The sequence below is a fragment of the Lacimonas salitolerans genome (assembly GCF_042677865.1).
In the GTDB taxonomy this organism is placed as follows: Bacteria; Pseudomonadota; Alphaproteobacteria; order Rhodobacterales; family Rhodobacteraceae; genus Lutimaribacter; species Lutimaribacter salitolerans.
The window spans coordinates 166,412-180,094 of sequence record NZ_JBHUDD010000027.1 but is presented as its reverse complement, the minus strand read 5'-3'; the positions used below and the strand labels follow the sequence as shown (position 1 = coordinate 180,094).

Below are 13,683 nucleotides of genomic sequence, written 5' to 3'. Positions count from 1 at the left end.
GCGGCGTAACGAGTCGAAATTCACCGCCACAACGGCTTCCTGGCGTGGCGGGTCGCATGATTGGAGCATTTTCATGGCAAGACAGAACTACACTTTCACCTCCGAATCCGTTTCGGAGGGGCATCCCGACAAGGTGTGCGACCGTATCTCGGACGCGGTGCTGGATGCCTTTCTGGCACAGGAACCCGAGGCCCGCGTGGCCTGCGAGACCTTCGCCACGACAAACCGGGTGGTGATCGGCGGTGAAGTGGGGCTGAGCGATCAGGCCAAGCTGACCGAGTACATGGGCAAGATCGACGAGATCGCCCGCGATTGCATCCGCGACATCGGCTACGAGCAGGAAAAGTTCCATTGGAAAACCTGCGAGGTCACCAACCTGCTGCACGAGCAGTCGGCCCATATCGCGCAAGGCGTGACCGGCCAGCAGGGTGATGAAGGCGCAGGCGATCAGGGCATCATGTTCGGCTATGCCACGGATGAGACCGATGCGCTGATGCCGGCGCCGATCCAGTTCAGCCATGCGATCCTGCGTCGGCTGGCCGAGGTGCGCAAGAACGGCACGGAGCCCGTGCTGGGCCCGGATGCGAAATCACAGCTTTCCGTGCGCTACGAGGATGGCCAGCCTGTCGAGGTGTCGCAGATCGTTCTGTCCACCCAGCATCTGGATGAGGACATGACCAGCGCCGATGTGCGCAGCGTGGTCGAGCCCTATATCCGCGAGGTTCTGCCTGTTGAATGGATCACCGACGCCACCGAATGGCACGTCAATCCCACGGGCAAGTTCGTCATCGGCGGGCCCGATGGCGACGCGGGCCTGACCGGGCGCAAGATCATCGTTGATACCTATGGCGGGGCGGCCCCGCATGGGGGCGGCGCGTTCTCGGGCAAGGACCCGACCAAGGTTGACCGGTCGGCGGCCTATGTTGCGCGCTATCTTGCCAAGAACATCGTGGCGGCGGGGCTTGCGAAACGCTGCACCTTGCAGCTCAGCTATGCCATCGGCGTGGCGCGGCCCTTGTCGATCTACGTCAACACCCATGACACTGGCGATGTGCACGAATCGCTGATCGAGGCGGCAATCCCCAAGGTCATCGACCTGACGCCGCGCGGCATCCGCACGCATCTGGACCTGAACCGCCCGATCTATGCCCGCACCGCGGCCTATGGCCATTTCGGCCGCGCGCCCGAGGCCGATGGCGGATTCAGCTGGGAACGCACCGATCTGGCCGAGGCGTTGAAAGCCGCACTGTGATCGGGTGACATTCTGGCGGGGGGCGGTCCGGTCGGGGCCGCCCCTTGCTGTTCAAACGGCCCCGCAACAAAAGGACGGGACATGGATTACAAGAAATCGGGCAGCAGCAGCCAGCCCAAGGGCGCCCCGCGCCATGACGAGCACAACCGCAAGGGCAGCGACAAGAACCCGTTCGGCGCGAAAGCCACCAAGGCCGAGCTGCTGGCCCGGATGAAAGCCGCCGCCGAGGCGCGCAAGACACAGGGCTGACCCCTGATGCGCGCTTGCCCGGGGCAGGCGCGCTTGCTATGGCCCCGCCCATGACAGCCTCGAACAAGCATCCCAAGGCGCCGTGGCGCAACTTCTATGGCCGTATTCACGGCCCCACGCTGAATCAGGCGCAAAAGGACTATCTGGACGAGGATCTCGAGGCGCTGTCGCCCGGCCCCGTGGGCTGGGACGTGAACCCCGAGCGCCGCCCGCTGGACCTGAAGGCGCGGTTCGGCGGAGTGCCGGTCTGGCTGGAGATCGGCTTTGGCGGCGGTGAACACCTTGTCCATATGGCGAAAACCCATCCGCAGATGGCGATCATCGGCTGCGAGCCCTACATCAACGGCGTCGCCATGCTGCTGGGCAAGATCCGGCGCTTGGGCACGCAGAACGTGTCGGTGCATCCAGGAGACGCGCGCGATCTGTTCGACGTGCTGCCCGAGACCAGTATCGACCGGGCCTTTCTGCTCTATCCCGATCCCTGGCCCAAGAAACGCCACCACCGCCGCCGGTTCGTGACGCCCGAGCATCTGGAGCCGCTGGCGCGCGTGCTCAAACCGGGCGCGATGTTTCGCGTCGCGACCGATATTCCCGACTACGTGCGTCAGACGCTGGAGCAGGTGCCGCGCCACGGGTTCGAGTGGCTGGGCAAAAGGCCGCAGGACTGGCGACAGCCTTGGGAGGACTGGACCTCGACCCGCTACGAGCAAAAGGCCCTGCGCGAGGGGCGGACACCGCATTACCTGACATTCCGCCGGGCGTGAGCGGCGAAAATCTTCGTCCGAAGATTTTCGCAAGCCCGCGCGCCGCCAAAGGCGCGAGATTTTTCGTCCGAAAAATCTCGGTCGCGGACCCGCGTGCAAGTGCCGCTTTCGCGTTGGCCCCCGCGCGCGCCGATGCTATCCCTGCCGCAAACAACTTGAGGCCCCGATGACAGACGCCCGCAGCACCATCCAGAGCTATTTCGACGCCTTCAACGCAGGCGACACCGATGCCATGCTGGCCTGTCTGGCCGAGGACGTGGCCCATCACGTCAACGAGGGGCAGATTCGCGAAGGCCGCGAGAGATTCGCCGCCTTTTGCGCGCACATGACCCGCTGCTACAGCGAGACCCTGAGCGACATGGTGATCCTTGTCAGCGAGGACGGCACCCGCGCGGCGGCCGAATACATCGTCAACGGCACCTATCTGGAAACCGACGATGGCCTGGCCGAGGCCCGTGGCCAGACCTATCGCCTGCCTGCGGGGTCGTTCTTTTCGCTGAGCGAGGGCAAGATCACCCGTGTCGTCACCTATTACAACCTTGCGGACTGGATCGCCCAGGTCTCGAAATGACCGATGTGCGTGCTCTGACCGGCGCTGCCCTCGATGCGGCGCTGGAGGATGTGGCGCGGTTGCGGATCAAGGTGTTCCGGGCCTGGCCCTATCTCTACGATGGCGATGTGGCCTACGAGCGGGCCTATCTGCAGACCTATCGCGACAGTGCGGATGCCATCGTGGTCGGGGCCTTTGACGGCGCCCGGCTGGTGGGGGCCGCCACCGGCACCCCGATGGAAGATCATGCGGACGATTTCGCCGCCGCCTTTGCGGGCACCGGGCTGGACCTGAACACGATCTTCTACTGCGCGGAGTCGGTGCTGCTGCCCGCGTATCGCGGGCAGGGGATCGGGCACCGGTTCTTTGACCTGCGCGAAGACCATGCACGCGCGCTGGGGCGGGACAGATCGGCATTCTGTGGCGTGGTGCGCCCCGATGACCATCCGCTGAGACCGCAGGGTTACGCGCCGCTTGATCCGTTCTGGCGCAAGCGCGGCTACGAGAAGCTGCCCGGGGTGGTGGCGGAATTCTCGTGGAAGGATATCGACCACGATCACGAGACGAAAAAGCCGCTGCAATTCTGGATGCGCCGCCTGTGAAAACCGCGCTTTTCCCTTTCCAAATGCACCCATCCGGTCTATAGGCGCAGCTTCACGCGGGGTGACAGCCTTGGAGGCACCCCGCCCTAGCTTATGGAGAATTCAAATGGCTGGAGAGATTCCTGATCTTCATGCCGAGGTCCGGACGGGGACAGGCAAGGGCGCCGCTCGTCTGGCACGGCGGAACAACTTGGTTCCGGGTATCGTTTTCGGTGGTGACGCCGATCCGCTGCCCATCAACATCCCGTTCAATGCCTTGGTCAAGCACCTGAAGGCCGGTCGTTTCAAATCGACCCTGTTCAACCTCAAGGTTGACGGCCATGACGACGTGCGCGTGATCTGCCGCGACGTGCAGCGCGACGTGGTCAAGGATCTGCCCACGCACCTGGACTTGATGCGCCTGCGCCGCACGTCCAAGATCGCCCTGTTCATTCCGGTCGAGTTCCTGAACGAAGAGGAGGCTCCGGGCCTGAAAAAGGGCGGCGTTCTGACCGCTGTGCGCCCCGAGGTGGAACTGGTCGTGACCGCCGGTGACATCCCCGAGAAGATCACCGTCGATCTGACCGGGCTGGAAATCGGCGACACCGTCACGATCTCGTCGGTGACCCTGCCTGCGGGCGCGAAACCCACGATCGACCGTGATTTCGTGATCGCCAACATCTCGGCCCCGTCGGGCCTGCGCGCTGCTGACGATGCAGCCGAGGATGACGCGGCGGACGCAGAAGAAGAAACCACCGAAGCGTAAAGCCGACCGGCCAGATCACGGCCACGAGGGACAGACAGGAACGGCGCGAGGGGGAAACCCTTGCGCCGTTTTTCATTTGGCCTGATGCAGCACGGTCTCGAACCCTTCGAAATCCGGCGGGCCGTCGATCACGCCGTCCATCCGGCTGCGGCCCGCGTTCTTGTGGCTGCCGCGAAACTGCGCCGAGGTCATCCAGCCGCGAAAATCATCCTCGCTGGCCCAGGTGGCGTGCGAGACATACAGGGTGTGCCCGCCTTGCTGCGGCCCCTTCAGCATGCGGAATTCGATGAAACCCGGCATCTCGTGCAGGTGGCTTTCGCGGTCGCGCCAGATGGTTTCGAATGTGTCTTCCTGCCCGGGCAGCACGCGAAAGCGGTTCATCGCGATATAGGCCATGTGAATTCTCCCTTGTCTGGCCGCAGTTCATTGAAAACCGGTCGTGGGGTCAATAACCTGCGGGCAGAAAACAGGGGGGTCGCAGATGCAGCTTTGGGTGGGCCTGGGCAATCCGGGTGCGAAATACGCCGCGAACCGGCACAATATCGGCTTCATGGCCGTGGATCGCGTGGCCGAGGATCATGGCTTTGCCCCCTGGCGCGCCAAGTTTCAGGGGCAACTGACCGAAGGCAGGCTGGGCACGGAAAACGTTCTGCTGCTCAAGCCCGAAACCTTCATGAACCTGTCGGGCCAGTCGGTGGGCGAGGCGATGCGGTTCTACAAGCTGACGCCAGCCGACGTGACCGTGTTCCATGACGAGCTGGACCTTGCCCCCGGCAAGCTGCGCGTGAAACAGGGCGGCGGGCATGCGGGTCATAACGGTCTGCGCTCGATCCACGGGCATATCGGCGAGGCGTATGCCCGCGTGCGGCTGGGCATCGGGCACCCGGGCCACAAGGACCGCGTGTCGGGCTATGTGCTGTCGGATTTCGCCAAGGCCGATCAGGACTGGCTGGACGATCTGATGCGCGGCATCGCGCGCGGTGCGCCCGATCTCGCGGCGGGGGATGCGCCGAAGTTTCTGAACGCCGTGGCGCTGGCGCGGCCCGCGCCGGAGAAGCCGAAACCGGCAGTGGCTGAAAAACCCGCCGCCGAACCCGCCCCGCCGGATACTCGCAACCCGATGCAAAAGCTGCTGGACAAGTTCAGGTGAGGCTCAAGGCCGCCTTGCGGGCGCAGGGCGAAAGCTGCGCCGCGATGGGCTCGCCCTTCATGGGGCGGCTGATGCGGGTGATGGCGGACAACTGGCCGCTGGATCGCGCGCTGGCCGCCCGGATGGACCTGTGGCCCGGTGACCTGGGGCCGAACGGTGCCTCGTTGCCGCTGCGGCTGGCAGGTGGGCTGCACGCGCTAACGTTGCTTGAGGCAGCGCCCGATCTGGCCGCCGCCTATCCGCCGCACACTGTGCCCGATGCGCAGCTGCTGGCCGCCGTGAAAGGGGCGATACTGACCCATGCCGAGTTTCTGGACCGCTGGATCGACAGCGCGCCGCAGACCAATGAACTGGGCCGCTCGGCGGTTCTGATCGCCGCCGCGCGTTGGCTGGCCGCGCGCCATGATCTGCCTTTCGTGGTCAGCGAACTGGGGGCCAGCGCCGGGTTGAACCTGCATTTCGACGCCTATGCGTTGCGCGTGGGTGGGCGCAGCTATGGGCTGGATGACGCGCCGATGGTTCTGACTCCGGACTGGCAGGGGCCTGCCCCCGCATCGGCCATGCCCGTCGTGTCGGCGCGAGCTGGCGTCGATCTGAAACCGCTTGATCCCGCCAACCCCGAGGATGCGCTGCGCCTGTTGGCCTACCTCTGGCCCGATCAGCCCGAACGCCTGGCGCGCACCCGGGCGGCGCTGGCGCTGCCGCCTGCGCCCGTAGAACGCGCCGATGCGGTTGACTGGCTGGAGACCCGGTTGACCACGCCGATGCCCGGCCACCTGCATCTGATCTATCACACCGTGGCGTGGCAGTATTTTCCGGCGGCCGCGCAAAAGCGCGGTGCCGCCCTGATCGCCGAGGCGGGCGCGCGAGCCACCGATGATGCCCCGCTGGCCTGGTTCGGAATGGAGTCGGACGGGGCCAGCCCCGGTGCCGCGCTGACCCTGCGCCTGTGGCCCGGTGATCTGCACCTGTCGCTCGGACGCGCGTGCTTTCACGGGCGCTGGGTCCGCTGGGCACCGCAACTGGCCTGATCCTGCGCGCGCCTCTTGCCACGGGGCCGCGCGCGTGCTGCACTTGGGCTGAATGGGGAAGGGGAACCACATGCGCATTTTCCTGCGGATCGTCGGGCTGTTTTTGCTGGCTGTTCTGGTGGTGGGGCTATGGCAGCGCGATACGCTGTCGCGCCTCTGGGCGGTCAATTCGTTGTTTGCCGAAGACCGGATCGTGCAGAACTTTTCCAACATGGATGCGCTGTTCTGGACCAGCAAGATCGACCGCGGCGACTGCCCGGTGGCCGAATTGCAGACTGGCCCTGAAATGACATTGCCCGAGGACACGGCGCGATGGATCGATGCCCGCGCGGTAACCTCGCTGCTGGTGCTGAGCGACGGGCAGATCGTGCACGAATCCTATCACCTTGGCACCGGGCCGGACGATCTGCGCATCTCGTGGTCGGTCGCAAAGAGCTTCCTGTCGGCGCTGACGGGCATCCTGCTGGAGCAGGGGGCCATCGACAGCATCGACGACCCGGTGACGCAATACGCGCCCGAACTGGGTGGCAGCGCCTATGACGGGGTGACGGTCCGCAACGTGTTGCAGATGTCCAGCGGCGTCGCCTTTGACGAGGATTACCTGGACTTCTGGAGCGACATCAACAAGATGGGTCGCGTTCTGGCGCTTGGTGGGTCGATGGACGGGTTTGCCGCCGGTCAGCAGGACCGCACGGGCCCGGCGGGCGAGGACTGGCGCTATGTCTCGATCGACACACATGTTCTGGGCATGGTGCTGCGCGGGGCAACGGGACGACGGGTGGCCGACCTGATGGGGGAATACCTGATCGGGCCGCTGGGGCTTGAGGCGTCGCCAAAGTTTGTCACCGACTCGTTTGGCACCGCATTCGTTCTGGGCGGGCTGAACCTGACCACGCGCGACTATGCGCGCTTTGGCCAGATGGTTTTGCAGGACGGGCAGTGGCAGGGCCAGCAGGTCGTACCCGCCGACTGGCTGACCGAGAGCACCACCGCCAGCGCCCCCACCGCCGCAGGGGCCGAACAGTATGGCTATCAATGGTGGATGCCACGGGATGCACAAGAGGGCGAGGTTTATGGACGCGGGGTTTACGGTCAATACCTGTATCTTGACCGCGCGCAGGGGGTGGTGATTGTCGTCACCTCCGCAGACCGGGCGTTTCGCGAACCGGGCGTGCATGACGGCACCATCGCCATGCTGCGCCGCATCGCACAGGCAACAGCAGAGGGGGACAGCCAATGACCATTAAGAAAGACGCATCCGTCAACGTGCTGGGCGGCACGCTTGAGGCCTGTTCCGCCGAACCGCTGACCGGGTTTTTCCGCGACGGGCATTGCAACACCTGTGCCGCGGATCAGGGCAGCCACACGGTCTGCGCGGTGCTGACGGCCGAATTTCTGGCCTATTCGAAATACGTCGGAAACGACCTGTCCACGCCGCGCCCCGAGTTCAACTTTGCCGGGCTGAAACCGGGCGACCAATGGTGCCTGTGCGCGGGCCGGTTCCTGCAGGCCCATGACGAGGGCTGCGCGCCCAAGGTGCACCTGCAGGCAACCCACCTGCGCGCGCTGGACGTGGTGCCGCTGGAGGTTCTGGAAATCTATGCGGTCTGAGGGCAGGGGGCGCTGCCCCCCGCGCCTTCAGTCGGTGTCGCGGCCCACGGTGTCGGACATGTCGAACCCAAGGTGGCGCGCGACGGTATAGATGTCCTTGTCGCCGCGCCCGCACATGTTCATCACGATGATATGGTCGGACGGCAGATCGGGGGCAATCTTCATGACATGGGCCAGCGCGTGGCTGGGCTCCAGCGCCGGGATGATCCCTTCGAGAGCGCAGGACAGCTGAAACGCCTCCAGCGCCTCGCGGTCCGTGATGCTGACGTACTGCGCTCGGCCGATATCGTGCAGCCAGGCGTGTTCCGGGCCGATGCCGGGATAATCCAGACCCGCCGAGATGCTGAACCCTTCGAGGATCTGACCATCGTCATCCTGCAACAGGTAGGTGCGGTTGCCATGCAGCACGCCGGGACGCCCGCCGGTCAGGCTGGCGCAATGCTCCATCTTGTCATCGACACCCTTGCCGCCGGCCTCGACCCCGATGATGTTCACGCTCTTGTCGTCGAGGAAGGGATAGAACAGGCCCATCGCGTTCGATCCGCCGCCGATGGCCGCGATCAGCGTGTCGGGCAGGCGGCCTTCGCCCTCCTGTTCGGCCAGTTGCCAGCGGACTTCCTTGCCGATGATCGACTGGAAATCCCGCACCATGGCGGGATATGGGTGCGGGCCTGCCACCGTGCCGATGCAGTAGAAGGTGTCGGACACGTTGGTCACCCAGTCGCGCAGCGCGTCGTTCATCGCGTCCTTCAGCGTGCCGCGACCCGAGGTGACCGGGATCACCTCGGCCCCCAGCAGGCGCATGCGGAACACGTTGGGGGCCTGCCGTTCGACATCGTGCTTTCCCATGTAGACCACGCATTGCAGCCCGAACTTGGCGCAGACCGTGGCGGTGGCGACGCCATGCTGGCCCGCGCCGGTTTCGGCGATGATGCGCTTCTTGCCCATGCGGCGCGCCAGCAGGATCTGGCCCAGCACGTTGTTGATCTTGTGCGCGCCGGTGTGGTTCAGCTCGTCGCGCTTGAGATAGATCTTTGCTCCGCCCAGATGCTGGGTCAGCCGCTCGGCATAGTACAGCGGGCTGGGACGGCCCACGTAATGCGCCCACAGGTCGTCCATTTCCGCCCAGAAGGTGGGATCATCCTTGGCGCGCTCATACTCTTCCTCCAGCGAAAGGATCAGAGGCATCAGTGTCTCGGACACGAAGCGCCCGCCGAATTTGCCGAAACGGCCCTTGTCATCGGGGCCGGTCAGAAAGCTGTTGATCAGGTCTTCGGGCATCGCATCCTCCATCGCTGATCATGATCTAGCGCCCGCAGCCAAGGCGGTAAAGGGGGCGCAGACCCCGCGCCCCCTTACCGTCGGACTCAAGGCCGGATCATCCTGCCATCACGAAAACGCGAGCGGTGAAACTCTGCCGCGACTGGGGCGTGACTGAATCGACGGATCGGCCAGCACGGGCGGTCTGGATGCAAGATTTTCAGGAGAGTTGACATGACGATCACCAACCGATTCACATTCGCCGCGGCGGCAGCCGCCTCGGCCTCGCTGGTTGCTTTTGCCGCACCCGCCTTCGCGGCCCCTGCAGTCGCGCTGACCGGCGACCGCACGCTTGTCCTGTTCGAAACAGACACTGCCACAGTCTCGGGCATGGTCGAGGTGTCGGGCGTGGACAGCCTTTTGGGCATCGACTATCGCCCCGCAACCGGCCAGTTGATCGGCGTCAGCACGGATCACCGTATCGTCGAGATTGATGCCGAGTCCGGCGAGACGACCGAACTGTCGAGCATGGAAACCATGCTGCCGCTGATGGAGGACATGCAGGTCGTCGTCGATTTCAACCCGGCGGCGGATCGTCTGCGGTTCATGACTGGCACCACCAACCACCGCGTGAACGTCGACACCGGAGAGGTCATCGTCGATGGCAGATTGGCCTTTGTGACCGACGACGGCAACGCGTCGGCAGACCCGATGGTGGCGGCAGCGGCCTATATCAACAGCTTTGGCCAGCCTGACAGCACGGCGATGTTCAACATCGACGCCGGCCTGTCGGCGCTGATCCAGCAGACCGCGCCCAATGATGGCACGCTGGCCACGATCGGCATGCTGGGTGCCGAGATCGACGGCATGGTCGCGTTCGATGTGCAGACCACCGAGGATGGCATGAACACCGCCTGGCTGGTGGCCAACGGCGCGCTGCATACCGTCGACCTAGGGACCGGCATGGTGTCGCAAAGCTGGGAGTTCACCGGCCTTGACGGTCTGTCGGGCGATATCCGCGACCTGACGATCCTGCCCGCGATGTGATCGCCATCCAAAGGCAATACCAAAAGGGGCGGTCCATTGGGCCGCCCCTGTTCAGTCTGTCAATTCGGGTTTGCAAGGCGTGGCACGGCGGGCGTGCCCTGCGCGGCGGTCACGAAATCCGCGATCAGCGTCGCATCCTTGATCCCGGGGGCGGATTCGACGCCCGAGGACACATCCACCTGCCGCACCCCGGTCAGGCCAACCGCCTGCGCCACCGTATCGGGCGTCAGCCCACCCGCCAGCATCCAGGGACGCTGCCAGTATTTGCGCCCCTGCAACAGCCGCCAGTCAAAGGACAGCCCGTTGCCGCCGGGCAGGTCCGCGCCCTTTGGGGGCTTGGCATCGATCAGCAACTGGTCGGCCACGTCGCCGTAGGCATCGATCTGCGCCAGATCCTGCGCGTCGGCGATGCCGATCGCCTTCATCACGGGCAGGCCGTATCGCGCGCGGACTTCGGCCACGCGCCAGGGGCTTTCGTGGCCATGAAGTTGCAGCATGTCCAGCGGCACATCCGCCAGGATCGCATCCAGCGTGGCATCATCGGCGTCCACCACCAGCGCCACCTTGCACAGCCCCGGGGGGGCCGTAAGCGCCAGCGCACGGGCATCGGCCACCGACAGGTTGCGCGGGCTTTTGCCAAAGAACACGAAACCCGCATAGGCCGCGCCGGCCTGCGCCACCGCCTGCACATCGGCGGGCCGGGTCAGTCCGCAGATTTTGACGGCGATCTCGGGCATCGGCCGATCAGTTCGTGTTGTCGAGCAGGGCCAGAACCTCGTCCTTGCCCTCGTCGCGCTGCGCCTTGGTGCGGCGCAATTCGCGTTGCAGCTTGGTCACCTCGGACTGGCGACGCGCGGCCTCGGCGCGGTGCTTGTGCTCGCGGATCCATTCCCAGACAAAGCCCAGCAGCAGGCCGATCAGGACACCGCCAAAGATCACCACGAACAAGGGCAGATCGATGGAATGGTCCAGCACGGCCATGCCGGGGATCTCGGCCATGCCCTCGGGCAGGCTGTGCAGGGTCACGCTGGCGCGGTTGGCCAGCGCCAGGACGATCAGAACGACCGCGATCGCGGCAAGGATGGCATAGCGGATATAGCGCATAAGGTTACTTTCCGTTCAGGCGGTCACGCAGCAGCTTGCCGGTCTTGAAGAACGGCACGTGCTTTTCCTCGACATGCACGGATTCGCCGGTGCGTGGATTGCGACCGATCCGCGCGTCACGCTTCTTGACCGAAAATGCTCCGAAGCCGCGTAGTTCGACCCGGTCGCCCCGGGCCATGGCGGCGGTGATCTCTTCAAAGATCGTGTTCACGATCCTTTCGACATCCCTTTGATACAGATGTGGATTTTCGTCTGCGATCTTTTCAATCAGTTCGGACCTGATCATGTCAACAATCCCCCCCGCGAGTGTGTGCCGCGCAGCCTTATTGCCTTGGACTATAGAAACAAAAGCGTGCAACGGAAATAGCCCTGCTGGGGCTTTGCGCTGAATCTCGCGGGTTTCAGCGGGAATTTCCGGGTGTTTTGCCGGGACCGTCAGAATTTTCGACCAATGCCAAGGGGTTAAGCCGACGCTGACGGCGCGCATGATTCGGGCGCTGCCCGCATGCAAAAAGGCCCCGCACATGGCAGGGCCTTTTCACGTGTTTCAGTTCGGAAAGCTGTCTCAGTCGTCGTCGCGTTTCAGCGCCGCACCAAGGATGTCGCCGAGCGAGGCACCCGAGTCCGAGCGGCCGAACTGCTGCACGGCTTCCTTTTCCTCGGCGATTTCGCGCGCCTTGATCGACAGGCCCAGCTTGCGGGTCTTGGCGTCCACGTTGGTCACGCGCACATCGACCTTGTCGCCGATCTGGAACCGCTCGGGGCGCTGTTCGGCACGGTCGCGCGACAGGTCGGACCGACGGATGAAGGATTTCATGCCCTCATACTCGACCTCGATGCCGCCATCCTCGATCGCCGTGACGGCGACCGTGATGATCGAGCCACGCTTCACGCCGCCCACGGCCTCGGCAAACTTGTCGCCGCCCAGGGCCTTGATCGACAGGCTGATGCGCTCTTTTTCGATGTCGGTCTCGGTGACAACGGCCTGAACCACATCGCCCTTCTTGTACTCCTGAATGGCTTCTTCGCCGCGCTGGTCCCAGCTCAGGTCCGACAGGTGAACCATGCCGTCGATGTCGCCTTCCAGACCGATGAACAGGCCGAACTCGGTGATGTTCTTGACCTCGCCCTCGACCTCGGTGCCCTCGGGGTGGGTTTCTGCAAACACTTCCCACGGGTTGCGCATGGTCTGTTTCAGACCCAGCGACACCCGACGCTTGGCGGCGTCGATTTCCAGAACCATGACTTCGACTTCCTGGCTGGTCGAGACGATCTTGCCGGGATGCACGTTCTTCTTGGTCCAGCTCATTTCGCTGACATGAACCAGACCTTCGACGCCCGGTTCCAGTTCGACGAATGCGCCATAGTCGGTGATGTTGGTCACGCGGCCGGTGTGCACCGAATCCAGCGGGAACTTGGCACCGACCAGATCCCACGGATCATCCTCGAGCTGCTTCATGCCCAGGCTGATACGGTGGGTTTCCTTGTTGACCTTGATGACCTGCACCTTGATCGTTTCGCCGATCGACAGGATTTCCGACGGGTGGTTGACCCGGCGCCAGGCCATGTCGGTGACGTGCAGCAGGCCGTCGACACCGCCCAGATCCACGAAGGCACCATATTCGGTGATGTTCTTCACCACACCGTCCACGGTGTCGCCTTCGCTCAGCTTGCCGATGACCTCGGCGCGCTGCTCGGCGCGGGATTCTTCCAGGATGGCACGGCGCGAGACAACGATGTTGCCGCGGCGACGGTCCATTTTCAGGATCTGGAAGGGCTGCTTGAGACCCATCAGCGGGCCGGCATCGCGCACGGGGCGCACATCGACCTGAGAACCGGGCAGGAATGCCACGGCACCGCCCAGATCGACGGTAAAGCCACCCTTGACACGGCCAAAGATCGCACCTTCGACACGCTCTTCGTCGGCATAGGCCTTTTCAAGACGGTCCCATGCCTCTTCGCGGCGTGCCATCTCGCGGCTGATCACGGCTTCGCCACGGGCGTTCTCTGCCGAGCGCAGATACACCTCGACCTCGTCGCCGACTTCTATTTCGGGGGCTTCACCGGGATTTGCGAATTCTTTCAGATCGACGCGGCCTTCCATCTTGTAGCCGACATCGATGATGGCCTGGCCCGCTTCGATCGCGATGACCTTGCCCTTGACGACAGTGCCCTCATCGGGCGTGTCCATTTCGAGGCTTTCGTTCAGGAGGGCCTCGAACTCCTCCATGGTTGCGTTTGCCATGTGGCGTCTAGTTCCTTTGCGTTTGGTTTTATCTGGCCGTGCGGTTGTCTCCGCCGGTCTTGGGTTGGTCATG

General features: G+C 64.3%; 17 protein-coding genes and 1 riboswitch. Of the genes, 11 read left to right on the top strand and 6 right to left on the bottom strand.

The window, feature by feature from the left end:
* Positions 1 to 20 precede the first annotated feature (20 nt).
* Positions 21 to 68, top strand: a riboswitch (SAM-SAH riboswitch).
* Between the two features lie 5 nt (positions 69 to 73).
* The 6 genes from metK to ACFTOW_RS03300 all read left to right on the top strand — a co-directional run bounded on the left by metK (position 74) and on the right by ACFTOW_RS03300 (position 4,162).
* Entirely contained in the window at positions 74 to 1,252 is a 1,179-nt protein-coding gene (gene metK / locus ACFTOW_RS03325) for a methionine adenosyltransferase (protein ID WP_379913038.1), read from the top strand.
* Positions 1,253 to 1,333: 81 nt separating this feature from the next.
* Positions 1,334 to 1,501 carry a hypothetical protein gene (locus ACFTOW_RS03320; RefSeq protein WP_379913036.1) on the top strand — a complete coding sequence of 56 codons (168 nt, stop codon included), beginning with the start codon at positions 1,334 to 1,336 and terminating at the stop codon, positions 1,499 to 1,501.
* Positions 1,502 to 1,551: 50 nt separating this feature from the next.
* The gene (gene trmB / locus ACFTOW_RS03315; RefSeq protein WP_379913034.1) at positions 1,552 to 2,265 is read left to right on the top strand and encodes a tRNA (guanosine(46)-N7)-methyltransferase TrmB; all 714 of its coding nucleotides are present in this window, start codon (positions 1,552 to 1,554) and stop codon (positions 2,263 to 2,265) included.
* 166 nt (positions 2,266 to 2,431) lie between these two features.
* Positions 2,432 to 2,836 carry a ketosteroid isomerase-related protein gene (locus tag ACFTOW_RS03310; RefSeq protein WP_379913032.1) on the top strand — a complete coding sequence of 135 codons (405 nt, stop codon included), beginning with the start codon at positions 2,432 to 2,434 and terminating at the stop codon, positions 2,834 to 2,836.
* Positions 2,833 to 3,417, top strand: coding sequence for a GNAT family N-acetyltransferase (locus tag ACFTOW_RS03305; RefSeq protein ID WP_379913030.1), 585 nt, complete (start codon positions 2,833 to 2,835; stop codon positions 3,415 to 3,417). Before ACFTOW_RS03310 ends, ACFTOW_RS03305 begins: the two co-directional genes overlap by 4 nt.
* A gap of 106 nt (positions 3,418 to 3,523) precedes the next feature.
* Positions 3,524 to 4,162 carry a 50S ribosomal protein L25/general stress protein Ctc gene (locus tag ACFTOW_RS03300; protein ID WP_379913028.1) on the top strand — a complete coding sequence of 213 codons (639 nt, stop codon included), beginning with the start codon at positions 3,524 to 3,526 and terminating at the stop codon, positions 4,160 to 4,162.
* 72 nt (positions 4,163 to 4,234) lie between these two features.
* Here the strand turns inward: ACFTOW_RS03300 and hmuQ are convergent, their stop codons facing one another.
* The gene (gene hmuQ / locus ACFTOW_RS03295) at positions 4,235 to 4,558 is read right to left on the bottom strand and encodes an antibiotic biosynthesis monooxygenase family protein (RefSeq protein ID WP_379913026.1); all 324 of its coding nucleotides are present in this window, start codon (positions 4,556 to 4,558) and stop codon (positions 4,235 to 4,237) included.
* Between the two features lie 85 nt (positions 4,559 to 4,643).
* On the opposite strand from hmuQ, the gene pth reads away from it, so the two are divergent.
* From pth to ACFTOW_RS03275, 4 genes are all read left to right on the top strand, one after another.
* On the top strand, positions 4,644 to 5,312 hold the full coding sequence (pth, locus tag ACFTOW_RS03290; RefSeq protein ID WP_379913024.1) for an aminoacyl-tRNA hydrolase: 669 nt from the start codon (positions 4,644 to 4,646) through the stop codon (positions 5,310 to 5,312).
* The gene (locus ACFTOW_RS03285) at positions 5,309 to 6,343 is read left to right on the top strand and encodes a DUF2332 domain-containing protein (RefSeq protein WP_379913022.1); all 1,035 of its coding nucleotides are present in this window, start codon (positions 5,309 to 5,311) and stop codon (positions 6,341 to 6,343) included. The genes pth and ACFTOW_RS03285 overlap by 4 nt, the downstream gene beginning before the upstream one ends.
* A 70-nt stretch (positions 6,344 to 6,413) precedes the next feature.
* Positions 6,414 to 7,583, top strand: coding sequence for a serine hydrolase domain-containing protein (locus tag ACFTOW_RS03280; protein ID WP_379913020.1), 1,170 nt, complete (start codon positions 6,414 to 6,416; stop codon positions 7,581 to 7,583).
* The gene (locus ACFTOW_RS03275) at positions 7,580 to 7,954 is read left to right on the top strand and encodes a DUF2237 family protein (RefSeq protein ID WP_379913018.1); all 375 of its coding nucleotides are present in this window, start codon (positions 7,580 to 7,582) and stop codon (positions 7,952 to 7,954) included. Before ACFTOW_RS03280 ends, ACFTOW_RS03275 begins: the two co-directional genes overlap by 4 nt.
* A 27-nt stretch (positions 7,955 to 7,981) precedes the next feature.
* Here ACFTOW_RS03275 and trpB read toward each other — a convergent pair whose 3' ends face one another.
* Positions 7,982 to 9,235, bottom strand: coding sequence for a tryptophan synthase subunit beta (gene trpB / locus ACFTOW_RS03270; protein ID WP_379913016.1), 1,254 nt, complete (start codon positions 9,233 to 9,235; stop codon positions 7,982 to 7,984).
* A 213-nt stretch (positions 9,236 to 9,448) separates the two neighbouring features.
* On the opposite strand from trpB, the gene ACFTOW_RS03265 reads away from it, so the two are divergent.
* The gene (locus ACFTOW_RS03265; RefSeq protein ID WP_379913014.1) at positions 9,449 to 10,261 is read left to right on the top strand and encodes a DUF4394 domain-containing protein; all 813 of its coding nucleotides are present in this window, start codon (positions 9,449 to 9,451) and stop codon (positions 10,259 to 10,261) included.
* 59 nt (positions 10,262 to 10,320) lie between these two features.
* Here the strand turns inward: ACFTOW_RS03265 and ACFTOW_RS03260 are convergent, their stop codons facing one another.
* The 4 genes from ACFTOW_RS03260 to rpsA form a co-directional block, all read right to left on the bottom strand.
* A complete protein-coding gene (locus tag ACFTOW_RS03260; protein ID WP_379913012.1) occupies positions 10,321 to 10,998 on the bottom strand; it encodes a phosphoribosylanthranilate isomerase in 678 nt (225 codons plus the stop codon).
* Between the two features lie 7 nt (positions 10,999 to 11,005).
* Complete coding sequence (locus ACFTOW_RS03255; protein WP_379913010.1) at positions 11,006 to 11,365, bottom strand: lipopolysaccharide assembly protein LapA domain-containing protein; 360 nt, start codon at positions 11,363 to 11,365, stop codon at positions 11,006 to 11,008.
* A gap of 4 nt (positions 11,366 to 11,369) precedes the next feature.
* Positions 11,370 to 11,651, bottom strand: coding sequence for an integration host factor subunit beta (gene ihfB, locus ACFTOW_RS03250; protein ID WP_379913262.1), 282 nt, complete (start codon positions 11,649 to 11,651; stop codon positions 11,370 to 11,372).
* A 279-nt stretch (positions 11,652 to 11,930) separates the two neighbouring features.
* Positions 11,931 to 13,610: a 30S ribosomal protein S1 gene (gene rpsA / locus ACFTOW_RS03245; RefSeq protein WP_379913008.1), complete on the bottom strand. Its 1,680-nt coding sequence runs from the start codon at positions 13,608 to 13,610 to the stop codon at positions 11,931 to 11,933.
* Positions 13,611 to 13,683: the final 73 nt, after the last annotated feature.